Annotated in this window: 21 protein-coding genes and 1 pseudogene; 16 read left to right on the top strand and 6 right to left on the bottom strand. The window is 68.5% G+C overall.

Features of this window, described 5'->3' with window-relative positions; all coding sequences use genetic code 11:
- Positions 1–84 precede the first annotated feature (84 nt).
- The 3 genes from purD to upp form a co-directional block, all read right to left on the bottom strand.
- Positions 85–1365, bottom strand: a complete 1281-nt coding sequence (gene purD / locus O1Q03_RS22120; protein ID WP_269506116.1) for a phosphoribosylamine--glycine ligase — start codon at positions 1363–1365, stop codon at positions 85–87.
- A gap of 105 nt (positions 1366–1470) precedes the next feature.
- Positions 1471–2199, bottom strand: coding sequence for a YebC/PmpR family DNA-binding transcriptional regulator (locus tag O1Q03_RS22125; protein WP_044844700.1), 729 nt, complete (start codon positions 2197–2199; stop codon positions 1471–1473).
- A 219-nt stretch (positions 2200–2418) separates the two neighbouring features.
- Positions 2419–3069: a uracil phosphoribosyltransferase gene (upp, locus tag O1Q03_RS22130; protein ID WP_269506117.1), complete on the bottom strand. Its 651-nt coding sequence runs from the start codon at positions 3067–3069 to the stop codon at positions 2419–2421.
- A 209-nt stretch (positions 3070–3278) separates the two neighbouring features.
- On the opposite strand from upp, the gene O1Q03_RS22135 reads away from it, so the two are divergent.
- Both O1Q03_RS22135 and O1Q03_RS22140 read left to right on the top strand, forming a co-directional pair.
- Positions 3279–4058: an SDR family oxidoreductase gene (locus O1Q03_RS22135; protein WP_269506118.1), complete on the top strand. Its 780-nt coding sequence runs from the start codon at positions 3279–3281 to the stop codon at positions 4056–4058.
- Between the two features lie 58 nt (positions 4059–4116).
- Entirely contained in the window at positions 4117–4509 is a 393-nt protein-coding gene (locus O1Q03_RS22140) for a methylglyoxal synthase (RefSeq protein ID WP_096507658.1), read from the top strand.
- 302 nt (positions 4510–4811) lie between these two features.
- On the opposite strand, the gene O1Q03_RS22145 is transcribed toward O1Q03_RS22140, so the two are convergent.
- Together O1Q03_RS22145 and O1Q03_RS22150 are read right to left on the bottom strand one after the other, a co-directional pair.
- On the bottom strand, positions 4812–5252 hold the full coding sequence (locus O1Q03_RS22145) for a WapI family immunity protein (protein WP_442865820.1): 441 nt from the start codon (positions 5250–5252) through the stop codon (positions 4812–4814).
- A 258-nt stretch (positions 5253–5510) separates the two neighbouring features.
- A complete protein-coding gene (locus O1Q03_RS22150; RefSeq protein WP_442865821.1) occupies positions 5511–5762 on the bottom strand; it encodes a Rap1a/Tai family immunity protein in 252 nt (83 codons plus the stop codon).
- Between the two features lie 628 nt (positions 5763–6390).
- Here O1Q03_RS22150 and O1Q03_RS22155 point away from each other — a divergent pair.
- The 14 genes and pseudogenes from O1Q03_RS22155 to O1Q03_RS22220 all read left to right on the top strand — a co-directional run bounded on the left by O1Q03_RS22155 (position 6391) and on the right by O1Q03_RS22220 (position 22372).
- A complete protein-coding gene (locus tag O1Q03_RS22155; protein ID WP_269506125.1) occupies positions 6391–7365 on the top strand; it encodes a quinone oxidoreductase family protein in 975 nt (324 codons plus the stop codon).
- Between the two features lie 329 nt (positions 7366–7694).
- Positions 7695–7787 (top strand): K(+)-transporting ATPase subunit F, encoded by a 93-nt coding sequence (kdpF, locus tag O1Q03_RS22160; protein ID WP_006752209.1) that lies wholly within the window; start codon positions 7695–7697, stop codon positions 7785–7787.
- A complete protein-coding gene (gene kdpA / locus O1Q03_RS22165; RefSeq protein WP_269506126.1) occupies positions 7784–9589 on the top strand; it encodes a potassium-transporting ATPase subunit KdpA in 1806 nt (601 codons plus the stop codon). Before kdpF ends, kdpA begins: the two co-directional genes overlap by 4 nt.
- 54 nt (positions 9590–9643) lie before the next feature.
- Positions 9644–11728 carry a potassium-transporting ATPase subunit KdpB gene (gene kdpB / locus O1Q03_RS22170; RefSeq protein ID WP_050016412.1) on the top strand — a complete coding sequence of 695 codons (2085 nt, stop codon included), beginning with the start codon at positions 9644–9646 and terminating at the stop codon, positions 11726–11728.
- Positions 11729–11755: 27 nt separating this feature from the next.
- Positions 11756–12337: a potassium-transporting ATPase subunit KdpC gene (gene kdpC / locus O1Q03_RS22175; protein ID WP_269506129.1), complete on the top strand. Its 582-nt coding sequence runs from the start codon at positions 11756–11758 to the stop codon at positions 12335–12337.
- 163 nt (positions 12338–12500) lie between these two features.
- On the top strand, positions 12501–15350 hold the full coding sequence (locus O1Q03_RS22180; protein WP_269506130.1) for a sensor histidine kinase: 2850 nt from the start codon (positions 12501–12503) through the stop codon (positions 15348–15350).
- A complete protein-coding gene (gene kdpE / locus O1Q03_RS22185; protein ID WP_098551030.1) occupies positions 15343–16041 on the top strand; it encodes a two-component system response regulator KdpE in 699 nt (232 codons plus the stop codon). The genes O1Q03_RS22180 and kdpE overlap by 8 nt, the downstream gene beginning before the upstream one ends.
- Before the next feature lie 140 nt (positions 16042–16181).
- Positions 16182–16466, top strand: coding sequence for a putative hemolysin (locus O1Q03_RS22190; RefSeq protein ID WP_269506133.1), 285 nt, complete (start codon positions 16182–16184; stop codon positions 16464–16466).
- A 233-nt stretch (positions 16467–16699) separates the two neighbouring features.
- Positions 16700–17020 carry a quaternary ammonium compound efflux SMR transporter SugE gene (gene sugE, locus O1Q03_RS22195; RefSeq protein WP_269506134.1) on the top strand — a complete coding sequence of 107 codons (321 nt, stop codon included), beginning with the start codon at positions 16700–16702 and terminating at the stop codon, positions 17018–17020.
- Between the two features lie 221 nt (positions 17021–17241).
- Entirely contained in the window at positions 17242–17859 is a 618-nt protein-coding gene (locus O1Q03_RS22200; RefSeq protein ID WP_269506135.1) for a DUF4126 domain-containing protein, read from the top strand.
- A 107-nt stretch (positions 17860–17966) separates the two neighbouring features.
- Positions 17967–20468: an ABC transporter permease gene (locus tag O1Q03_RS22205; protein WP_269506219.1), complete on the top strand. Its 2502-nt coding sequence runs from the start codon at positions 17967–17969 to the stop codon at positions 20466–20468.
- A 42-nt stretch (positions 20469–20510) separates the two neighbouring features.
- Entirely contained in the window at positions 20511–20921 is a 411-nt protein-coding gene (locus O1Q03_RS22210) for a group II truncated hemoglobin (protein WP_269506137.1), read from the top strand.
- Positions 20922–21024: 103 nt separating this feature from the next.
- The gene (locus tag O1Q03_RS22215; protein ID WP_269506138.1) at positions 21025–21756 is read left to right on the top strand and encodes an alanyl-tRNA editing protein; all 732 of its coding nucleotides are present in this window, start codon (positions 21025–21027) and stop codon (positions 21754–21756) included.
- Positions 21753–22372: pseudogene (locus tag O1Q03_RS22220) on the top strand (DUF924 family protein). Before O1Q03_RS22215 ends, O1Q03_RS22220 begins: the two are co-directional and overlap by 4 nt.
- Before the next feature lie 102 nt (positions 22373–22474).
- Here O1Q03_RS22220 and O1Q03_RS22225 read toward each other — a convergent pair.
- Positions 22475–24358, bottom strand: a complete 1884-nt coding sequence (locus tag O1Q03_RS22225; RefSeq protein WP_269506139.1) for an ArnT family glycosyltransferase — start codon at positions 24356–24358, stop codon at positions 22475–22477.
- Positions 24359–24502 lie beyond the last annotated feature (144 nt).

The following is a 24502-nucleotide window of genomic DNA, read 5'->3' on the forward strand; positions in this document are numbered from 1 at the left end:
GCGTCTGCCGGCATTCTATCGAACCCGGCAGAGGAGGCCGCCGCCCGTGCGGGCAGGGCGGCGGTCAGGGCAGCGATCGGGGCTTCAGGTGCTCTTGCGGTTCAGTGCACGAAAGCCGATGTCGCGGCGGTACTGCATCCCTTCGAAGTTGATCTGGTTGATCGTGTCGTACGCATGCTGCTGCGCTTCGCGCACCGAATCGGCGAGGCCGACCACGCACAGCACGCGGCCGCCCGACGTGACGAGCTTGTCGCCTTCGGCGAGCGTCGTGCCAGCATGGAACGTCACCGCCTGTTCGGTCTCGGCCGGGATCCCGTTGATGCGGTCGCCCTTGCGCGGCGCGTCCGGATAGCCGTGTGCGGCCAGCACGACGCCGAGCGCGGTGCGGCGGTCCCAGTCGAGCTCGACGGTGTCGAGCGTGCCCGCGATCGCCTGCTCGACGACCTTCGAGAAATCGCTCTTCAGGCGCGCCATGATCGGCTGCGTTTCCGGGTCGCCCATCCGGCAGTTGAATTCCAGCGTGCGCGGATTGCCTTCCTTGTCGATCATCAGGCCCGCATACAGGAAGCCCGTGAAGCGGATGCCGTCCTTCTCCATCCCGCGCACCGTCGGCATGATGATTTCGCGCATCACGCGTGCGTGCATCTGCGGCGTGACGATCGGCGCGGGCGAGTACGCGCCCATGCCGCCCGTGTTCGGGCCGCGATCCTCGTCGAGCAGGCGCTTGTGGTCCTGGCTCGAAGCCAGTGCCAGCGCATGCTTGCCGTCGACCATCACGATGAAGCTCGCTTCCTCGCCGTCGAGGAACTCCTCGATCACGACCCGCGCGCCGGCGTCGCCGAGCTTGTTGCCCGACAGCATCATGTCGACCGCGGCATGCGCTTCTTCCAGCGTCATCGCGACGACGACGCCCTTGCCGGCCGCGAGGCCGTCGGCCTTCACGACGATCGGCGCGCCCTTCGCGTCGATGTACGCGTGGGCGGCCGCCGCATCGGAGAAGGTTTCGTAGTCGGCCGTCGGAATGTTGTGGCGCTTCATGAACGCCTTCGCGAAATCCTTCGAGCTTTCGAGCTGCGCGGCTTCGCGGGTCGGGCCGAACACCTTCAGGCCGCGTGCGCGGAACAGGTTGACGATGCCGGCCGCGAGCGGCGCTTCCGGCCCGACGAGGGTGAACGCGACGCCTTCGCTTTCCGCGAAATCGGCGAGCGCGTCGAGCGACGTGATGTCGACGTTCTTCAGACGCGCGTCCTGCGCCGTGCCGCCATTGCCCGGCGCGACGTAGATCATCTGGACGCGCGGCGACTGCGCGAGCTTCCACGCCAGCGCATGTTCGCGGCCGCCGGAACCGACGACGAGTAGTTTCATGGGATTCCCCGCAGACTAGAAAACAGGGCGGCCGGCACGCTCAGGCGCGCCGGCCGCGAAATCGGGCGGGCCGCCGTCGCAACGCTGCGTACGGCGGCCGGCATCTCATTCCTCGACGATGACGGCGTTCGTATACACCTCCTGCACGTCGTCGAGGTTCTCGAGCGCGTCCAGGAGCTTCTGCATCTTCGCCGCATCGTCGCCGGTGAATTCGACTTCGTTCTGCGGCTTCATCGTCACTTCGGCGAGCTCGGCCTTGAAGCCCGCGGCTTCGAGCGCGTCCTTCACCGCCGAGAATGCCTGCCAGTCGCACAGCACTTCGATCGAGCCGTCGTCGTTGGTGCTGACGTCGTCCGCGCCGGCTTCGAGCGCGGCTTCCATCAGCGCGTCTTCCGACGTGCCGGGCGCGAACAGGAACTGGCCGACGTGATCGAACATGAACGCGACCGAACCGTCGGTGCCCATGTTGCCGCCGAACTTCGAGAACGCGTGGCGGACTTCCGCGACCGTGCGCGTGCGGTTGTCCGTCAGCGTGTCGACGATGATCGCCGCGCCGCTGATGCCGTAGCCTTCGTAACGGATTTCCTCGTAGTTCGCGCCGTCGGCGCCGCCGACGCCGCGATCGATCGCGCGCTTGACGTTGTCCTTCGGCATGTTGGCGTCGGCTGCCTTGTCGACTGCCAGGCGCAGGCGCGGGTTCGAGCTCGCGTCGCCGCCACCGAGGCGCGCCGCGACCTGGATTTCCTTGATCAGACGAGTCCAGATCTTGCCGCGCTTCGCGTCAGCTGCTGCCTTCTTGTGCTTGATGTTGGCCCATTTCGAATGACCAGCCATACCTTTCTCCGTGCCCGGGCGCGCTTGCGCGGGCGATTGTGCCAATGTGTCGTTGAATCGGCGGCCGTGTTGGCGGGCGTGATGCCGCGGGGCCGCGCGTGTCGAGTGGAACGAGATTTTATCACGCGGCGACCGTCGTTTCGGGGCCGCCGCGCATGGCCGAACGGCCAGGCGGCCGTCGTGGCGTGCCGGGCCCGCGAGGCCCGGCCGTGCGGTGCGTCAGTTCTTGGTGCCGAACAGGCGGTCGCCCGCGTCGCCCAGGCCCGGCACGATGTACGCGTGCACGTTCAGGTGCGAGTCGAGCGACGCGACGAACAGTTTCACGTCCGGGTGCGCGTCCTGGAACACCTGCACGCCTTCGGGCGCGGCGACCAGCGCGACGAACATGATGTTCGCGGCCGGCACGTTGCGGCGCTTGAGCACGTCGACCGCGTGCACGGCCGAATAGCCGGTCGCGACCATCGGGTCGCACAGGATGAAGATGCGATCCTCGAGATCGGGCAGCCGCACCAGGTATTCGACCGGGCGGTGGTCGTCGGCGCGGTAGACGCCGATGTGGCCGACGCGCGCGGACGGCACCAGGTCGAGCAGGCCGTCCGACATCCCGATGCCCGCGCGCAGCACGGGCACGATCGCGAGCTTCTTGCCCGCGATCACCGGCGCGTCCACCGCGACCAGCGGGGTTTCGACCCGTTTGGTCGTGATCGGCAGGTTGCGGGTGATCTCGTAGCCCATCAGCAGCGTGATCTCGCGCAGCAGCTCGCGGAACGTGCGCGTCGACGTGTCCTTGTCGCGCATGTGCGTGAGCTTGTGCTGGATCAGCGGATGATCGGTGATGAAGAGATTCGGGAAACGGCTGTCCTGTTTCATGACGGGGTGCCTTGGCGGCGAAAGGGGATCGGGGAGCGGCGGCGGGCGCGGGGCCGGCTGGCGCTGATGGCCGCAATTTTACCAAGGCGCGTCACGCGATCCGGATAATATCGACGTCTCACGACAATCCGCGCGCCGCGCATGTCCGTTGCTGCCCGTTCGGCGGCAACGGGGCCGCGCCGGCGCGCGTCGCCATAAAGGAATCGACGATGGATCTCGGCATCGAAGGAAAGACCGCGCTCGTGTGCGCGGCGAGCAAGGGGCTCGGGCGCGGCTGCGCGGAAGCGCTGGCCGCCGAGGGTGTGAACCTCGTGATCGTCGCGCGCACGCGCGACACGCTGGAGGAAACCGCCGAGGAGATTCGCGCCGCGTCGAACGTGTCGGTCACCGCGGTCGCGTGCGACATCACGAAACCGGACGGGCGGGCGGCCGCGCTCGCCGCGTGCCCGCAGCCCGACATTCTCGTGACGAATGCCGGCGGCCCGCCGCCCGGCGACTTCCGCGATTTCTCGCACGACGACTGGATCCGCGCGCTCGAGTCGAACATGCTGACGCCGATCGAGCTGATCCGCGCGACCATCGACGGGATGATCGGCCGCGGCTTCGGCCGGATCGTCAACATCACGAGTTCGGCCGTGAAGGCGCCGATCGACGTGCTCGCGCTGTCCAACGGCGCGCGTTCGGGGCTGACCGGCTTTGTCGCCGGGCTGTCGCGCAAGGTGGCCGGCCAGGGCGTGACGATCAACAACCTGCTGCCGGGGCTGTTCGACACCGACCGGATCGCGACGACGCTCGCCGCGTCGGCGAAAGCGCAGGGCGTGACCGTCGACGAGATGCGCGCGCGGCGCGCGAAGGAGATTCCGGCCGGGCGTCTCGGCACGCGCGCCGAATTCGGCGCGGCGTGCGCGTTCCTCTGCAGCGTGCATGCCGGCTACATCACCGGGCAGAACTGGCTGCTCGACGGCGGCGCGTATCCGGGCACGTTCTGACGGGCGCTCCCGCCCTATTCACCCCCACGACAACAATCGAAACACGAAGGAACCGGAGATGAGCAAACCCCGCATCGCATTGATTGCGCACGACGCGAAGAAGGACGAGATCGTCGCACTCGCGGGCCAGTACCGCACGACGCTCGCGCAGTGCCGGCTGGTGGCGACCGGCACGACCGGCGGGCGCATCGCCGCCGCGCACGGGCTCGAGGTCGAGCGCAAGCTGTCGGGGCCGCTTGGCGGCGACCTGCAGATCGGTGCGGAGCTGGCCGACGGCCGCGTCGACATCGTCGTGTTCCTGCGCGACCCGATGACCGCGCAGCCGCACGATCCGGACATCACCGCGCTGGTGCGTGCATGCGACGTGCACGACGTGCCGGTGGCGACCAACGTCGCGACCGCGCGGATGCTGCTCGACGATCTGGCGCGGAACATGCAGGACGTTTGCTAGCAAGCAGGTGAAGAACGCCCCGCTTCAACGGTCGAGGTGTTGATTAAGTGTGTTTCGTGTGCGATCGGCCACGGAGTTTCGGACGGGGCGCGCCGGGTGCTGCGCTGTCGAGTCAGGCGGTCGGTGCGCTGCCACGCAACGGCCCGGGGGCCGTTGCTTCAGCGCGCCGCTCCTGGCGGCACCGCTGCTTGGCGTGATGGCCGGCACGCAATCGAGCACGGCGAGCGCGCGTGCGCGTTCGGCGAACCGTCGGCTGGCCAGCTACACCGTCGACCAACGCGCGTGCGCGCGCGAGGTCTTGATCACGGTGAATTGCTTGTTCCGGCGAACGATAGAAGGGATTCAATTCCTTGTAGCAGTTCAGACAAGAAGGACTGATCCAGCCCACAATGCCCTTTAATGTATGCTCCATCGGGTGGTCTTGGCTGAAAACGCCAGTCGCCTATGATCGTGCCTCGATCAAGTGTTTCCAATATCAGTTCAAACCCCGGCTCAACGCCTGCCAACTCCGCTCGTTGACCGGATTGAAGCTGCGTTTGCATGGATTGAATCTGTTGCCGGAATTGTCGCAACTCGTCGGGCATAACACGCCATTGCCCTTCCGCCTGAATACCCGGTACCGTCAATTGGATTCGTACGTCGATCCATTCAAGATACGGGCCTCCCGGTTCCTCGCGTCGCGCAGCAACGGGCTCCATTCGAAGTCGAAAGTCATCTGTGTCAATGATTAGCATGTGCGCCATGTGGGAGCGATGGGGCAACCACAGCAAAAGCTGTATCGGTCATGCGTAGCGGAGAGAGTGAGAGAGACTTTCCAGCGTCCGTGCCGGAATAAGCAAGAGTATTCATAGGGTAGCGAAGCAACACCTGTCATGAACAAATGTGCGAACACTGATGCAAATTGTCGCTTCAATGTCAAAACGCCGCTTTCCGAAACGTTACGATCGGTTTACCACTCAACCCGCTAGTTCAGGTGAGGGGCTATGGTGTTTCCGGGACCGCTAACGGCAGGGGTATTTTTGTCGCAAGACACCGGTGACCAAGACTGCGGCACTTGCCTTCAGCGCGTCTCTTCGCTGTTTCCGGAGATCGCCGAGCACGTCCGAATCGATTTCCCCCGGTTTGACACGACCGCTGTCGCACCAGTCCTTCCCTTCCGTCGCATCGACGACGCCGGCCAGATACCCGGCCATTGCGTGGCGCTCGGCGTCGGCGTACGGACCGTTGTCGGAACGGCTCATGCCGTCGAGCAAACGGGCGCCGTCGACACGCGGTACCGGATCTGCGATTGCACTACCGATACTTGCCGATAACGACGCGATAACAAAACATGTTCCGAAAAAGAGGGCGGTTCATTGCTTGTACTTGGCGAATTGGGCAACGGGCAAAATAGCACGGTCGTCGTCTCACAAATGAGTACGGCGAGAGCCGGAATTGCTGGGGCGATCGGCGTCGATGGTCCCCGACGGCGCCGAGTGTGCCGACGTGGCACGGGAGATCCCTTGCGCAACGGGCGCAACGCCAAAACTCGCGGGGCGGCCCCGTTCGGTCATCGCGGACCGGAACGGAACGCCGCACAACCGGAAGGCCAGGATTCGAACGTGGCGAAGTGTGACGGACGTCGTTGATTGCGCGAACGACATGACCAAGCGCGGGGCGATTCGCCCGACACCGTGCCGTCCCGCGGCTTGCACGCCGGTGCCATCCATTTCCCGCGAAAACCCTATCAATGTGAAGGGATTGCGACGACGCGCTGCGTGACCGCGCACGACGCGCGAGAATCGTCTGCTACGACCCGTGTTCACACGCATCGCTGTAGCGGCAATGTCGATGCATTCGCCGAACCGGATTTCCAGAATCCAGACAGAAGAGGAGCAAACAATGCCGAAAGCAATCCGATACGACCAGCCGGGCGGCCCGGACGTGATGAAGTGGGTCGATGTCGAGGTCGGCGAGCCGAAGGCGGGCGAAGTCCGCATCCGGCAGCACGCGGTCGGGCTCAACTACATCGACGTGTATTTCCGCACGGGCCTCTATCCGCAACAACTGCCCGGCGGCCTCGGGATGGAAGCGGCGGGCGAGGTGACGGCCGTCGGCGAAGGCGTGACCGCGGTGAAGGCGGGCGATCGCGTCGCATACGTCGGGCAGCCGCCGGGCGCCTACGCGCAGGAGCGCGTAATGCCGGCCGAGCGGCTCGTGAAGCTGCCGGACGGGATCAGCTACGACGACGCGGCATCGGTGATGCTGCAGGGCCTGACCGCGCATTACCTGCTGCGCCGCACGTACCCGGTGAAGGCCGGCGACACGATCCTGATCCACGCGGCGGCCGGCGGCGTCGGCCTGCTCGTGTGCCAGTGGGCGAAGGCGCTCGGCGCGACCGTGATCGGGACGGTCGGCTCGGACGAGAAGGCCGAACTCGCGAAGGCGCACGGCTGCGATTATCCGATCGTTTATACGCGCGAGAACTTCACGCAGCGCGTGAAGGAGATCACGAACGGCGCGGGCGTGCCGGTCGTCTACGATTCGATCGGCAAGGACACCTACATCGGCTCGCTCGACTGCCTCGCGCCGCTAGGCTACTTCGTGAGCTTCGGCAATGCGTCCGGTCCGCTGCCGGCGATCGACTCGAAGGAATTCTCGTCGCGCGGCTCGCTGTTCTTCACGCGCCCGACGCTGTTCTCGTACATCGCGAAGCGCGCCGATCTCGAATCGGCTGCCGCCGAGCTGTTCGACGTGATCCTGTCGGGCAAGGTGAAGACGAGCATCAACCAGCGTTATCCGCTCGCCGAAGTCGGCCGCGCGCACGCCGACCTCGAATCGCGCAAGACGACCGGCTCGACTATCCTCGTTCCCTGACGCCTCTCATCGTGCCGGCGCCCCGCCGGCACATCGCGGGCAGCACCGGCGTGCTGCCCGTCCTGTCTGCTGTCCCGCCCGACACCCCGCCCCACGTCCCGCCCGCTGTCCCCCGCTTCCCGCGTTTACACGTTTTTTATACCCGCCCGAGCACCTTTGACCCGTCCTTTACGCGCGTTCCCATAAGGTTCTAGTCGTCCGATTTCGACGACGGAGAACACAAAAATGGATGGGGTTTTTGTCGGCGCACTGGTGGTCTTCACCGCGCTGATCCTCGGTTTGCTTGCCGGTTGCGAGAAGCTTTCGCAATACGGCCGCGGGGGGCGCGCATGACCTGGATGCTTTGGCTGGCGGGTGCCTCGACGGCCCTGCTGTTCGCGTATCTCGTCTTTGCGCTGCTGCGCGCGGAGGACATCGAATGAACGCGAACAACCTGTTGCAGACGCTGCTGTTCATCGTCGTGCTGCTCGCGGCCGCCGTGCCGGTCGCGCGCTACCTGACCGCGGTGATGGACGGCAGCTCGCGCGTCGTGCGCGTGTTCGGGCCGCTCGAACGCGCGCTGTACCGCGTCGCCGGCGTCGATGCCGGCACCGAGATGAACTGGAAGCAGTACACGATCGCGACGATCGCGTTCAACGCGCTCGGCGTGCTGTTCCTGTACGGGCTGCTGCGCCTGCAGGGCTTCCTGCCCGGCAACCCGCAGCAGTTCGGCGCGATGACGCCAGATGGCGCGTTCAACACGGCCGTCAGCTTCGTCGCCAACACGAACTGGCAGGACTACACGCCCGAGCAGACGGTCAGCTACCTGACGCAGATGCTCGGCCTGACCGTGCAGAACTTCCTGTCGGCGGCGACCGGCATCGTCGTCGTGATCGCGCTGATCCGCGGCTTCGCGCGCCATACAGCACAGACGATCGGCAACTTCTGGGTCGACCTCACGCGCGTGACGATGTATGTGCTCGTGCCGATGTCGGTGGTGATCGCCGCGCTGCTGATGAGCCAGGGCGTGCTGCAGAACATGAAGGCGTACCAGGACGTGCCGGTGCTGCAGACGAGCACCTACGCGGCGCCGAAGCTCGACGCGCAGGGCAACCCGGTGAAGGACGACAAGGGCAACGCGGTCACGGTGCCGACGCCGCTCACGAAGCAGACGCTCGCGATGGGGCCGGTCGCATCGCAGGAAGCGATCAAGATGCTCGGCACCAACGGTGGCGGCTTCTTCAACGCGAACTCCGCGCACCCGTACGAGAACCCGACGCCGTTCGCGAACTTCATCGAGATCTTCGCGATCCTGATCATCCCGGCCGCGCTGTGCCTCGTGTTCGGCCGCATGATCGGCGATCGCCGGCAGGGCATCGCGGTGCTCGCGGCGATGACGGTCGCGTTTGCGGTCGCGACCGTCATCGAGGTGAACGCCGAGCAGGGCGGCAACCCGACGCTCGCCGCGCTGCACGTCGACCAGTCGGCCGGCGCGCTGCAGCCGGGCGGCAACATGGAAGGCAAGGAAACGCGCTTCGGGATCGCACAGACCGGCATCTTCACGGTCGCGACCACAGCCGCGTCGTGCGGCGCGGTCGACGCGATGCACGATTCGCTGACGCCGATCGGCGGCCTCGTGCCGATGCTGCTGATGCAACTGGGCGAAGTGGTCTTCGGCGGCGTCGGCTCCGGTCTCTACGGGATGCTCGTGTTCGCGCTGCTCGCGGTGTTCGTCGCCGGCCTGATGATCGGCCGCACGCCCGAATACGTCGGCAAGAAGATCGAGTCGTACGAGATGAAGATGGTGTCGATCGTCGTGCTGCTCACGCCGCTGCTCGTGCTGGTCGGTACGTCGATCGCGGTGCTGGCGGACGCGGGCAAGGCCGGCATCGCGAACCCGGGCCCGCACGGTTTCTCGGAAATCCTCTATGCGTTCAGCTCGGCCGCGAACAACAACGGCAGCGCGTTCGCGGGCCTGACGGTCGGCACGCCGTTCTACAACTGGATGACCGCGATCGCGATGTGGTTCGGCCGCTTCGGCACGATCGTGCCGGTGCTGGCGATCGCAGGCTCGCTCGCCGCGAAGAAGCGCATCGCGGTGACGAGCGGCACGCTGCCGACCCACGGCCCGCTGTTCGTCGTGCTGCTGCTCGGCACCGTGCTGCTGGTGGGCGCGCTGACCTACGTGCCGGCGCTCGCGCTCGGCCCGGGCGTCGAGCACCTGATGATGTGGCTGGGCGCGTGATGCGCGCCCGCATCGCGACACACTGAAAAGACTGAAGAGCTTGAAGAGATCGCAATGACTCAACATTCCGCAACACGGTCCATGTTCGATCCGGCGCTGCTGCGCCCGGCGATCGTGGATTCGTTCAAGAAACTCACGCCGCGCACGCAGTTCCGCAACCCGGTGATGTTCTGCGTGTACGTGGGCAGCATCCTGACCACGATCCTGTGGATCGCGGCGCTCTCCGGCCAGGCCGAGGCGCCAGCGGGCTTCATCCTCGCGATCGCGCTGTGGCTGTGGTTCACGGTGCTGTTCGCGAACTTCGCCGAAGCGCTCGCCGAAGGGCGCTCGAAGGCGCAGGCCGCATCGCTGCGCAGCGCGAAGAAGGATGTGATGGCGAAGAAGCTCAACGAGCCGCATCCGAAGTCGCCGATCCGCATCACGACCGCGTCCGACCTGCGCAAGGGCGACGTCGTGCTGGTCGAGACCGGCGACGTGATCCCGGCCGACGGCGAGGTCGTCGACGGCGTCGCGTCGGTCGACGAATCGGCGATCACCGGCGAATCCGCGCCGGTGATCCGCGAATCGGGCGGCGACTTCTCGTCGGTGACGGGCGGCACGCGCGTGCTGTCGGACTGGATCGTCGTGAAGGTCACCGCGAACCCCGGCGAGGCGTTCCTCGACCGGATGATCGCGATGGTCGAAGGCGCGAAGCGCAAGAAGACGCCGAACGAGGTCGCGCTGACGATCCTGCTCGTCGCGCTGACGATCGTGATGCTGCTCGCGACCGCGACGCTGCTGCCGTTCTCGATGTTCTCGGTCGAAGCGATGAAGGCCGGCCACGTGGTGACGATCACCGCGCTCGTCGCGCTGCTCGTGTGCCTGATCCCGACGACGATCGGCGGCTTGCTGTCCGCGATCGGCGTGGCCGGGATGAGCCGGATGATGCAGGCGAACGTGATCGCGACGTCGGGTCGCGCGGTCGAAGCGGCCGGCGACGTCGACGTGCTGCTGCTCGACAAGACCGGCACGATCACGCTCGGCAACCGCCAGGCATCGACGTTCGTGCCGGCGCCGGGCGTGACCGAGGAAGCGCTGGCCGATGCCGCGCAACTGTCGTCGCTCGCCGACGAAACGCCGGAAGGGCGCAGCATCGTCGTGCTCGCGAAGGAACGCTTCAACATCCGCCAGCGCGACATGGCGCAACTGCATGCGACGTTCCTCGGCTTTTCCGCGCAGACGCGGATGAGCGGCGTCGATCTGCCGGGCCGCGAGATCCGCAAGGGCGCGGCCGACGCGATCCGCCGCTACGTCGAAACCCACGGCAGCCGCTTTCCGGAAGAAGTGCGCCGCGCGGTGGACGACGTCGCGCGCCGCGGCAGCACGCCGCTCGTCGTGGCCGACCTGCAGGACGGCGCGGCGCGCGTGCTCGGCGTGATCGAGCTGAAGGACATCGTGAAGGGCGGCATCAAGGAACGCTTTGCTGAGTTGCGCAAGATGGGCATCAAGACCGTGATGGTGACGGGCGACAACCGGCTGACGGCCGCGGCGATCGCGGCGGAAGCGGGCGTCGACGATTTCCTCGCGGAAGCGACGCCGGAAACCAAGCTCGCGACGATCCGCGAGCACCAGGCGGCGGGGCGCCTCGTCGCGATGACGGGCGACGGCACCAACGATGCGCCGGCGCTCGCCCAGGCCGACGTGGCAGTGGCGATGAACACCGGCACGCAGGCGGCGAAGGAAGCCGGCAACATGGTCGACCTCGACTCGAACCCGACGAAGCTGATCGAGATCGTCGAGATCGGCAAGCAGATGCTGATGACGCGCGGGTCGCTCACGACGTTCTCGATCGCGAACGACATCGCGAAGTACTTCGCGATCATCCCGGCTGCGTTCGTGACGACCTATCCGCAACTGCGCGTGCTCGACATCATGCATCTGACGTCGCCGGCGTCCGCGATCCTGTCCGCGGTGATCTTCAACGCGCTGATCATCGTCGCGCTGATTCCGCTCGCGCTGAAGGGCGTCACGTACCGGCCGCTCGGCGCGGCGTCGCTGCTGCGCCGCAACCTGCTGGTGTACGGCCTCGGCGGCGTGCTGCTGCCGTTCCCGTTCATCAAGCTGATCGACATGACGCTCGCCGCGCTCGGCTGGGCCTGATGCGCCGCCTTTGAAGGAAGATCCATCATGAAAACGTTGATTCGCCCGCTCGTCGTGATCTTTGTCGTGCTGACGGCCGTGACAGGGCTCGCCTACCCGGCCGTGATGACCGTGTTTGGGCAGGCCGTGTTTCCGTCGCAGGCCAACGGCAGCCTGATCGAGCAGAACGGCAAGGTCGTCGGCTCCGCGCTGATCGGCCAGTCGTTCGATGCGCCGAAGTATTTCTGGGGCCGGCTGTCGGCCACCACGCCGATGCCGTACAACGCGGGCGGCTCGGGCGGCTCGAACCTCGGCCCGCTGAACCCGTCCCTTACCGACCAGGTGAAGGGCCGCATCGCCGCGCTGCGCGACGCGGGCACCGACATGTCGAAGCCGGTGCCGGTCGACCTCGTGACGGCGTCCGCCAGCGGTCTCGATCCGGAGATCACGCCGGCCGCCGCCGCGTACCAGGTCGAGCGCGTCGCGAAGGCGCGCAACCTGACGCCGGACGCGGTCGCGCAGCTCGTCGCCGCGAACACGACGGGCCGCCAGTTCGGCGTGCTCGGCGAGCCGCGCGTGAACGTGCTGAAGCTGAACCTCGCGCTCGACGCGGCGCAGGCCGCGCACTGAGCACACGGCAACCGGCATGCGCGCGGTGTGCGGCCGGCTGCCGGCCGGCTGCGCGCCGGCCCCGATTTCCCCGACGGCGCATGCGCCGTCTTTGCCTTTTGCCGCGATTTGGAACAACAATGCCCGTACTCGCGCGCCATCCGGCGCATGGTTTTCCCGACGCATGAACCGCCCCGATCCCGACCAACTCCTCGACAAGCTGCAGCGCGATGAAGAAAAGCAGCGGCGCGGCCAGCTCAAGATCTTCTTCGGCGCGTCGGCCGGCGTCGGCAAGACCTACGCGATGCTGCAGGCCGCGCGCCAGCGCGTGCAGGAAGGCGTCGACGTCGTCGTCGGCATCGTCGAGACCCACGGCCGTGCCGAGACCGCCGCGCTGCTCGACGGCCTCGACGTGCTGCCGCCTGCCCGCATCGAGTATCGCGGCCGCACGCTCGCCGAATTCGATCTCGACGGCGCGCTCGCGCGTGCGCCGCAACTGATCCTCGTCGACGAACTCGCGCATTCGAACGTGCAGGGCGCGCGGCACCTGAAGCGCTGGCAGGACGTCTACGAGCTGCTCGACGCGGGCATCGACGTGTACACGACCGTCAACGTCCAGCATCTCGAAAGCCTGAACGACGTGGTCGGCGCGATCACCGGCATCCGCGTGTGGGAGACCGTGCCCGATCGCGTGTTCGACGCGGCCGACGAGGTCACGCTCGTCGACCTGCCGGCCGAGGAATTGCTCGAGCGGATGCGCGACGGCAAGGTCTATCTCGCGCAGCAGGCCGAGCGGGCGGTGCGCAACTTCTTCCGCAAGGGCAACCTGATCGCGCTGCGCGAGCTGGCGCTGCGGCGCACGGCCGACCGCGTCGACGCGCAGATGCGCGAGTACCGGGCCGACCGCTCGATCCAGCGTATCTGGCAGGCGCGCGAGCGGCTGCTCGTGTGCGTCGGCCCGGGCCCCGAAGCGCCGACGCTCGTGCGCGCGGCCGCACGGCTCGCCGCGAGCGTGAAGGCCGACTGGATCGCCGTGTATGTCGAGACGCCGCGGCTGCAGCGGCTGCCCGACGCGCAGCGGCAACGCACGCTCGATGCGCTGAAGCTCGCGGCCGAGCTCGGCGCGGAGACGGCCACGCTTGCCGGCGACGATGCGGTCGCCGCGCTGATCGGTTATGCGAAGGTGCGCAACGTGTCGAAGGTCGTCGCGGGCGGCTCGCCGAAGGTCGGGCTCGCGCGCCGCTTCGCGCGGCCGTTCGGCGAGAAGCTGGCCGAGCGTGCCGGCGACGTCGACCTGATGCTGATCCGCGCGTCGGCGAGCGACGACGCGCGCGCCGCGCCGCTCGACCCGCGCGTGCGCGACTGGCGCAACGCGTTCGCGCAGTTCGCCACGCACCGTTCGCCGCCGCGCCACTACGCGTACGCGGCCGCGATCTGCGCGGCGATCACCGTCATCGCGAGCGTCGTGTCCGAGCGGCTCGACCTCACGAACCTCGTGATGCTGTACCTGCTCGGCGTCGTGTTCTCGGCCGTGCGGCTCGGGCGCGGCCCGGGCGTGCTGCAGTCGTTCCTGTCGGTCGCCGCGTTCGACTTCTTCTTCGTGCCGCCGCGCATGTCGTTCTCGGTCAGCGACACGCAATACCTGCTGACCTTCTTCGGGATGCTGCTGACGTCGCTCGTGATCAGCCACCTGACGTCGACGCTCACGCGCCAGGCCAGCGTCGCGCAGCACCGCGAGCGCCGCACCGGCGCGATCTATGCGATGGCGCGCGAACTGGGCGCCGCGCTGACGACCGAGCAGATCGTCGAGATCGGCAGCCGCCACGTCGGCGAGGTGTTCCGCGCGCGCGTGGCGATCCTGCTGCCCGACAGCGCGGACCAGGTGCGGCAGAAGATCGAGGATCCCGACGCGGCCGTCACGCTGACGGGCGCGGACCTCGACAGCGACGTCGGCCAGTGGGTGTACGACCAGCAGAAGCCGGCCGGCCGCGGCACCGACACGCTGCCCGCGACCGCCGCGCTGTATCTGCCGCTGAAGGCGCCGATGCGTACGCGCGGCGTGCTCGCGGTGGCGTCGCGCGAGCCGCGCGAACTCGAGGTGCCCGAGCAGCAGCGAATGCTCGACGCGTTCGCCGCGCAGATCGCGCTCGCGCTGGAGCGCGTGCACTACGTCGAGATCGCGCGCGATGCGCTCGTCAACATGGAGTCCGAACGGCTGCGCAACTCGCTGCTGTCGGCGATCTCGCACGACCTGCGCACGCCGCTCACGACGATCGTCGGCTTCTCGTCGATGCTCGCGAACGGGCGCGCGGCGGCGGCGCCCGCGCACGTCGACGCCGCCGCGGCCGAGCGCGGCGCGCAGCGCGAAGGCGAGCTCGTCGATGCGATCCACGACGAGGCACTGCGCATGACCGGCATCGTCACGAACCTGCTCGACATGGCGCGGCTGCAGGCCGGCAGCCTGCAGCTCAAGCGCCAGTGGTCGCTGCTCGAGGAAACCGTCGGCGCGGCGCTCGCCGCATGCAAGCGCGTGCTCGCGCACCATCCCGCGCGCGTGTCGCTGCCGGCCGACCTGCCGCTGTTGCGGATGGACGCGGTGCTGATGGAGCGGCTCTTCACGAACCTGTTCGAGAACGCGGCGAAGTACACGCCGCCCGGCGCGCCGCTCGACATCGGCGCGGAGCGCGTGACCGACGACGGGCAACCGTTCGTGCGCGTGCACGTCGACGATCACGGCCCGGGCCTGCCGGCCGGGATGGAGACACGGATCTTCGACAAGTTCACGCGCGGCGAGAAGGAATCGGCGACGCCGGGCATCGGGCTCGGCCTCGCGATCTGCCGCGCGATCGTCGAGGCCCACGGCGGTAAAATCGGCGCACTCAACCGCACGGGGCCCGACGGCCGCGTGACGGGGGCGCGTTTCTGGTTCACGCTGCCGGTCGATACGCCGCCTGCCGTGCCCGCCGTACCCGAAGACGATATCGAAGCGCCCGCCGCATCGTCCCCATCCGAGCCCTTGCCAGACCATGAGTGAACCGAGCCTGACCGTCGTCCTGATCGAGGACGAAAAACAGATCCGCCGCTTCGTGCGCGCCGCGCTCGAAGAGGAGGACATCGCCGTATTCGAGGCGGAGACGGGCAAGCAGGGGCTGATCGACGCGGCGACGCGCAAGCCCGACCTGGTGATCGTCGATCTCGGCCTGCCCGACACCGACGGCCTCGACGTGATCCGCGAGCTGCGCGGCTGGTCCGAGGTGCCCGTGATCGTGCTGTCGGCGCGCACGCAGGAAGAGGAGAAGGTGGCCGCGCTCGACGCGGGGGCCGACGACTACCTGACCAAGCCGTTCGGCGTGTCCGAGTTGCGTGCACGGATGCGCGCGCAACTGCGCCGGCGCAACCAGGGCGGCGCGAGCGAGTCGCCGAAGGTGAGTTTCGGCACCGTGACCGTCGATCTCGCGCTGCGCCAGGTGTGGCGCGACGGCGAGATCGTGCACCTGACGCCGCTCGAATACCGGCTGCTCGCGACGCTCGTGCGGCACGCCGGGCGCGTGCTCACGCACCGCCAGTTGCTGCGCGACGTGTGGGGGCCGTCGCACGTCGAAAGCCATCACTATCTGCGCATCTACATGGCGCATCTGCGCCAGAAACTCGAACGCGATCCCGCACAGCCCGAGCACATCGTGACCGAGACGGGCGTCGGCTACCGGCTCGTCGGCGCTGCATGACGTTTGCGGCCGAAATGCAAGTACGCTCGGTGTCGAAGTTGCATCGGCGCGACATTGACCGCGCGCGAGCCGGCCGCGCACACCGGTCGCGGATTCCCCGCTATGCTGACCGTTCCGAGAACGACATCGAGGAGCGTGCAATGTCCGTCCGTCTGGTCGTCATCTGTGCGCTGGCGCTCGCCGCGCCCGGCGCGTTCGCGCAGCCGCTTCCACCCGGCCAGCAGCCTTCGTCGTCGCAGGCCGCGCTCCCCAATCCGGCATCGCTCAACTGCGAGAAACTCGGCGGTCGCCACGTGGTCCGCAGCCTGCCGAGCGGGCAGGCCGGGATGTGCGCGTTCAAGGACGGCCGCGTATGCGACGAATGGGCGCTGTATCGCGACGACCGCTGCGTCGGCGGCAATGCAGCCAAGCGCGTGTCGAACTGAACGGTTGAACGGTTGAACGGCCGAACGGCCGAACGTCCGAATAGCCGGACAGCCCGCCCCGGCAGGCAGATCGATGCCTGCCGGGCCCTGCCGCGCCCGGATTCTCCATGCGATGCGGGCCGGCAGCCTCCGGCGTCCCCGTAAGCATTTTGTTATACTCGGCGCCGCCCGGGGACGACCCCGGGTCATTCGCTTCAACGGGGACGGCCCCATCCGATCCGGAGTACGTCGAGATGGCGTGGGTATTGTTGTTGATCGCCGGTTTGCTGGAAGTGGCCTGGGCGGCCGGCATGAAATCGTCCGAGGGTTTCACGCGGCTCGGACCGTCGGTGTTTACGATCGTGACGGCGCTGGCCAGCTTCGGCCTGCTCGCGGTCGCGATGCGCCAGTTGCCGCTCGGCACGGCGTATGCGGTGTGGACGGGCATCGGCGCGGTCGGCGCGTTCGTGTTCGGCATCGTGATGATGGGCGAGGCGCTGACCGTCGCGCGCGTCGCGAGCGCAGCGCTGATCGTGCTCGGGCTGATCGGTCTGAAGCTGTCGTCGGCCGCCTGAGGGCGGCATGCCGCGCGCGTTCGCGCCGGGTCGCCCGGCCGTGACGCACTGCGGAATTGCGCCGGCCATCCTGATAGCCTGTCTATAATGGAACGCATTCGGGCCTGAATGCCGTTGCGCCTTTTCCGGCGGGCGGCGCCGGTCGCCACGCGCCACGCGGCTGGTCATGCGATCCGATCCGATCAATCGGCAAAGCGCACGGAAAGTGCAAGGAGAGGGCCATGATCGAAGCCATTTCGCTTGGCGCGGGGCTCGCATGGGCGAGCGGGCTACGCCTTTACCTGACGGTACTGATCGCCGGCCTGCTCGCGCGTGCCGGCTGGCTCCATCTGCCCGATACGCTCGCCGTCCTCACGTCGCCATGGGTCATCGGCGCCGCAGCCGTGCTCGCCATCACCGAATTCCTCGCCGACAAGATTCCCGCGTTCGATTCGCTGTGGGACGCCGTGCACACGTTCATCCGCATTCCGGCCGGCGCGGTGCTGGCCGCCGGTGCGCTCGGCCATACTGACCCGGCCGTGCTCGCGATCGCCGGGCTGGCCGGCGGTTCGCTCGCCGGTGCCGCGCACATCACGAAGGCCGGCACGCGCGCACTGATCAACCTGTCTCCCGAACCGGTGTCGAACTGGATCGCCTCGTCGACCGAGGACGGTCTCGTGTTCGGCGGCCTCGCGCTCGCGTTTTTCGTCCCGCTGGTGTTCCTCGTGCTGCTCGCCGCGTTCATCGTCGCGTCGGTGTGGGCGCTGCCGCGTCTGTGGCGCGGCGTGTCGGGCGGGTTCCGCGGGATGGCGAACCATATGGTGTCGCGGCTCAATTCGATCGGGGGCAAGCGCGATTGAAGGCGCAGTCGTCCGTCGACCGGCAGCATGCTGACCCGTCCCCCACCAGCGCGCGCGGCCACGCGGGCCGCTTCGGCTGGCACGACCTGATCCGCCAGGCCGCGCGGATGACCGCGCGCGACTGGCGCGCCGGCGAGCTGACGCTGCTCGTGCTGGCGCTGGTGCTCGCGGTCGCGGCGCTGACGAGCGTCGGCTTTCTCGCCGACCGGCTGCGTCAGGGGCTCGAGCGCGACGCGCGCCAGATGCTCGGCGCCGACTTCGTCGTGCGTGCCGATCGTCCCGTCGATCCGTCGTTCGATCGCGAGGCGCATGCACTCGGGCTGCGTACCGCGACGACCGCGATTTTCCCGAGCATGATCGCGGCGGCCGGTGGGCAGGCGAGCGATGCCGCGCCCACCCGCCTCGCGGCCGTGAAGGCCGTGTCGCCCGGGTATCCGCTGCGCGGTGCGGTCGAGATCGTGCCCGCCGGCGCCGCCGCCGCGCACAAGGCGACCGCGATTCCGGCGCCCGGCACCGTGTGGGCCGATCCCGCGCTGCTCGACGCGCTGCATCTGCGAGCGGGCGACACCGTGCGCGTCGGGCTGCGCACGTTCACGGTCGCGGCAGCGATTTCCCGCGAGCTCGATCGCGGTTTCTCGTTCGTCAATTTCTCGCCGCGGCTGATGATGCGCGCGGACGAACTCGCGGCGACCGGGCTCGTCGGCTATGGCAGCCGCGTCACGTACCGGCTGCTCGTCGCCGGCGACCCGCAGGCCGTTGCGCGCTTCGACGCGTATGCGCGCGGGCGCGTCGACGGCGGCAAGCTGCGCGGCGTCGGGCTCGAATCGCTGCAGGAGGGGCAGCCGCAGGTGCGGCAGACGCTCGATCGCGCGCGCCATTTCCTGACGCTCGTTGCGCTGCTGACCGCGCTGCTCGCGGCGGTCGCGATCGCGATGGCCGCGCAGCGCTACATGCGGCGCCATCTCGACGGCTGCGCGACGATGCGCTGCCTCGGCGTGAGCCGCCGCACGCTCGGCGCGCTGTTCGCACTCGAATTCGCCGGCATCGGTGTCGTCTCGGGCGTCGCCGGCGCGCTGCTCGGCTACGGCGGCCACTGGGCGCTGCTGGCCGCGCTCGGCAGCCTGATCGAGGTCGTGCTGCCGGCGCCGACGCTGTGGCCCGCGCTCATCGGCATCGGCGCCGCGCTCGTGCTGCTGCTCGGCTTCGCGCTGCCGCCGCTCGCGCCGCTCACGCGCGTGCCGCCGGTGCGCGTGCTGCGGCGCGACTGGGGCGACGCGTCGCGCACCGCGTGGGCCGCGTATGCGCTCGGCGTCGTGCTGTTCGCCGGGCTGCTGATCGTCGCCGCGGGCAACCTGAAGCTCGGGCTGATCGTCGCGGGCGGGTTCGCCGGCGCGCTGGTCGGTTTCGCGCTGATCGCCCGGCTCGTGCTGTACGTGGCGGCGCGTGCGGTGCGCAACGCGCGCGTGGCCGCGGGCATCGGCTGGCGCTATGCGCTCGCGTCGCTGCACCGGCGCGGCACGGCGAGCGCGCTGCAGATTACCGCGCTCGCGCTGGGCCTGATGTGCCTGCTGCTGATCGCGATTACCCGCAACGACCTCATCGCCGGATGGCGGGAGTCGACGCCGCCCGACGCGCCGAATCAATTCCTGATCGACATCCAGCCCGAGCAGCGCGACGACGTCGCGGCGTGGCTGGTCGCGCACGGCGTGCGCGATGCGGTGCCTGCGCCGATGGTGCGCGGCCGGCTCGTCGCGATCAACGGCAAGCCCGTGAATCCGGATGCGTATCCGTCCGACGAAGCGCGCCGGCTCGTCGACCGCGAATTCAACCTGTCGTACACGACCGAGCTGCCGTCCGACAATCGGATCGTCGCCGGCGACTGGTTCGGCGCGTCGGCCACGCCGCAGATCTCGATCGAGGCGGGGCTCGCGAACACGCTGAAGGTGAAGCCGGGCGACGTGCTGCGCTTCGACGTGACCGGGCTGACGGTCGATGCGCCGATCACCAGCGTGCGCAAGCTCGACTGGGGCACGTTCCGCGTCAACTTCTTCGTGCTGATGCCGCCGCCCGTGCTGAAGGATTTTCCGGCCGTCTACCTGACGAGCTTCCATCTGCCGGCCGAGCGCGCGGCGCTGCTCGACCCGCTGATCGCGCGCTACCCGAACCTGACCGCGATCGACGTCGCGCCGATCCTCGCGCAACTGCAGCGGATGATGCTGCAGGTGGTGGGCGCCGTGCAGTTCCTGTTCGCGTTCACGCTCGCAGCCGGCGTGCTCGTGCTGTACACGGCGCTTGCCGGCTCGCGCGACGAGCGCGTGCGCGAGGCCGCGCTGCTGCGCGCGCTCGGTGCGTCGCGCGCGCAGGTCAACGCGGTGCAGCGTGCGGAGTTCATCGTCGTCGGCACGCTGGCTGGCGCGCTGGCGTCGGCGGGCGCTATCGCGGTCGGCTGGGTGCTCGCGTCGCGCGTGTTCGATTTCCGGCTCGCGGTCGATCCGTGGCTCGTGCCGGCCGGGATCGCGGCCGGCGTCGCATGCGCCGCTGCGGCCGGCTGGCTGAGCCTGCATAATGTGTTGCGGCGCCCCGCGCTGCAGTCGCTGCGCGACGCCTGAGCGTTGCCGGCGGCCCCGACCATCCCGTTTCCGATTATCCGTATGACCGATGTGAATGATGATGCGCCGTCGCAGCCGACGGCGTTCGAGCTCGTGGGCGGCGAAGCCCGCGTGCGCGAAATGGTGGACCGCTTCTACGACCTGATGGACCTCGAGCCCGAGTTCGCGGAGATTCGCGCGCTGCATCCGGCGTCGCTCGACGGCTCGCGCGACAAGCTGTTCTGGTTCCTGTGCGGCTGGCTCGGCGGCCCCGACCACTACATCGACCGCTTCGGCCATCCGCGGCTGCGCGCCCGGCACCTGCCGTTTCCGATCGCGTCGGTCGAGCGCGACCAGTGGCTGCGCTGCATGGCGTGGGCGATGGACGACATCGGGTTGCCCGAGCCGCTGCGCGAGCGGCTCATGCATTCGTTTTACGACACGGCCGACTGGATGCGCAACCGGCCCGGTTGATCGACCGGTACGCTGCTGTCCGGGCGCTGGACGATCTGCGTCTGGGCGCCTGTGCGGTGTGACGCGACACTGATCGTTTCCCCATCGATACGAGGCTCGCCCGATGACGACCCACGCACTGTTTCGCGAAGACGCCTACCTCACGCAATGCGACGCCGTCGTCGCGGCCATCGACGATGACGGCATCCGGCTCGACCGCACCGTGTTCTATCCGCTCGGCGGCGGGCAGGCCGGCGACAGCGGCACGCTGACGCTGTCCGACGGCAGCACGATCGCGATCGCCGACACGCGCAAGGCGAAGTTCGACGGCGCGACGCCCGACGATGCCGTGCACGTGCCCGCGGCGGGGCAGGACGCGCGCCTGGCGGCGCTCGCGCCCGGCGCGCGCGTGGTCGCGGACATCGACTGGCTGCGCCGCTACCGGCACATGCGATTGCACACGGCCGCACACCTGATGTGCGCGGTGCTGCCGTACCCGGTCGACGGCTGCAGCGTGACGGCCGACTACGTGCGGCTCGATTTCGCGACGTCCGACGCGATCGACCGGCAGGACGTCGAACGCCGGCTCGCGGCGCTGGTCCGCGGCGCGCATCCGGTCACGATCGAATGGATCACCGATGCGGAGATGGCCGAGCGGCCCGAACTGGTGCGCACGATGAGCGTGAAGCCGCCGACGGGGCTGGGCCGCGTGCGGCTGCTGCGCATCGCCGGCGTCGACCTGCAGCCGTGCGGCGGCACGCATGTGCGCAATACGTCGGAAATCGGCGAGCTGCGGGTCGCCAAAGTGGAAAAGAAGAGCGCGCGCACACGGCGCCTCGTACTGGAGTTTGCATGACGATCGACAACCCGACGGGTCGCGCGGCGGCGCTCGATCCGCAAGCACGCGAGATTCTCGATTTCTGGTTCGGTGCGCCGGATTCGGCCGAGTTCGGGCGGGCGCGCAAGGTATGGTTCAACGGCGGCGCGGCGTTCGACGACGTGCTGCGCACGCGCTACGGCGCATTGCTCGACGCCGCATGCGACGGTGCCTGCGACCGCTGGGCCGACTCGCCGTCGGGCGCACTCGCGCTGATCGTGGTTCTCGACCAGTTTTCCCGCAACATTCATCGCGGCACGCCGCGCGCGTTCGCTGCCGACCCGAAGGCGCTGGCGCTTGCTCGCCGCGTCGTCGCAGCCGGCTGGGACGCGCTATTGCCGAGCGGCCATCACCGCGCGTTCGCGTATCTGCCGTTCGAACATGACGAATCGCCCGAGAGCCAGCGCGAGGCCGTGCGCTTATGTGCGGGCATTCGTGATGAAGCGGGGTGCGAAAGCTATCACGACTTCGCATTGCGGCACGCGGCCGTGGTCGCGCGCTTCGGGCGCGCTTTCCGCACCGGAACGCGATTCTCGGCCGTGCGTCGACCGACGAGGAAACGGCATTTCTGCGCGAGCCGGGTTCGTCGTTCTGACGAGTGGGGGCAGCGGCGGGGCGGGCATGAAGCCGCGTTCGCGCGGCCGATGCGGGCCTTCTGCCGAAAATGACGACGGCGCCCCGGGGGCGCCGTCTCGCGTTACGGTTTCACGTGCTCTTCGGGCGTGCGCACGTATACGCGCAGCAGTTCCTCGTTGTCGCCGGGCCGCGCGCCAGTCCAGAACAGTTTCCATTCGCTGCCGGGTGCGGGATCGACTGCCCGCACACCCTGGACGATCATCCACGTGCAGCGCGTCGCCTTCGCGTCGTCGATCGGCGTGTGCTGGATGCCCGAGAAGTAGTACAGCATCGGCGCCTCCGACTCGCCGAGCCCGTGCAAGCTGGCCATGCAGTCGCCGTCGTTCCATTCGAGCGCGAGATGCGCGTTCAGGTCTTCGAACACCGAGCGGTAGCTCTTCGCGACGTCGAGCCACGGCAGCAGCAGCGTGTACACGAGCCCCCACGCGACCAGCGCGCCCGCGCCCCACGACAGCGCGCCGCGCCACCGGCCGGTCGTGCGCAGCTTCGGCAGCAGCCACAGCCAGCCCACGGTCAGCACGAGCGCGCCGATCACGAAGCCGGGCACGATCGGCATCGTCCAGTCGAGCGGCAGCCAGCGGCCGAGCGGCGCGAGATCCGCGTGCGATGCGCCCGGATCGGCCATGACCGCCCAGATCACCCACGCGAGTGCGACGACGGTGCCGAACAGCAGGCGGCTCAGGTAGTCCCACGCGAGATGCAGGCCGCGCGGCAGCCGCTCGATCGCCTGTGCGGCGACCAGCGCGAGCGGTGCGAAGAACGGCAGGATGTAGAGTTGGCGCGAGGTCGCGGACACTTGCAGCACCGCGAGGCCGATGCCGGTGAACAGCACGGGCAGGGCGATGCGCGGCGTGCGCCAGTCGCGCCAGGCGCCGCGCGCCAGTGCCGCGATCGCGAGCGGCGCGACCGGGAAACCGACCAGCAGGAACGCACGCAGGATGAAGAACGGCTTGTCGTTTTCCGCGCCGAGCTCCGGCACGGAGAAGCCGAAGAAGCGACCGACGTTGTTGTCCCAGAACCACGTCATGAACAGCGTCTCGGAGCGCAGGAACAGTGCGGTCGGCCAGATGAGTGCGAACGGCGCGAACACGAGCGCGGCGACGCCGAGCGAGCGCGCGAACGCGCGGGTGCGGCAGGCCGGGTAGAGCATGAGCGCGCCCGCGAGCGTGGCCGCGAACACGAGCGGCACGAACAGGCCTTTCGTCATCAGCGCGATGCCGACGCCGGCGCCGAAGATCGGCGCGGCCCAACTGTCCGACGGCCGCACCGGCAGCCCGTGCCGCATGTGCTGCGCGCGCGTGACGTGCTGCTTCACGAGTTCGAGCATGCCGCAGAAACCCATCGCGGTGCCGGCGAACAGCGCGACGTCCGTCATCATGTCGTGCACGTGCTTGATCACGACGAGCGTGCCTGCGCTCAGCACGACGGGGCCGATCACGCGCAGATCGAGCCAGCTGTCCGCGCGGCTTGCGCTGCGTGCCGCGCGCGCGATGAAACCGAACCCGAGCGCGGCGAACAGCGCGCTCGCGAGCCGTGCCGCGTCGTGCAGCGGCATCACGCGCTGCAGCAGCCACGCGAGGCTCGTCGCGACCCACGCGTAGAGCGGCGGCTTTTCCATGAACGGCAGGCCGGCATTGGTTGGTACGACGAAATCGCCGGTCTCGAGCATGTGCTGGATGATGCCGAACGTATAGGTCTCGTCCTGTTTCCACGGATCGTGGCCGAGCACGCCCGGCAGCGTGTACGCGCAGACCAGCGCGGCGACCAGCAGCCACGCCTGCCAGCCGAGCCGGGCGACGCGCTCACGTGCCGCGTGGGTTGCGCCGACGCCCGCGCCGGCCGCATCGAGCGTCGCGCCGAAGTCGGAATCGGGGGCTGATCGGGCATGATGGGCCGGAGCCGGCACGGACGTGCGTCGCCGGCCGGGCGCTGCGGAACCTGGCATGGAAAAGATCTCGGTCGGGTCAAGCCGGTCCGGCGACATGGGCCGGCACCGATAAGGGGCGCGTCGAGGCGAATGACAGCCGGATGACGTGGCTGTTTGACTTGGCGCTAGTAGAGCACGGAATTGTTACTGACGTTTACTGAA

Origin of the sequence: Burkholderia sp. IMCC1007, from assembly GCF_027257875.1 — a bacterium.
GTDB lineage: Bacteria > Pseudomonadota > Gammaproteobacteria > Burkholderiales > Burkholderiaceae > Burkholderia.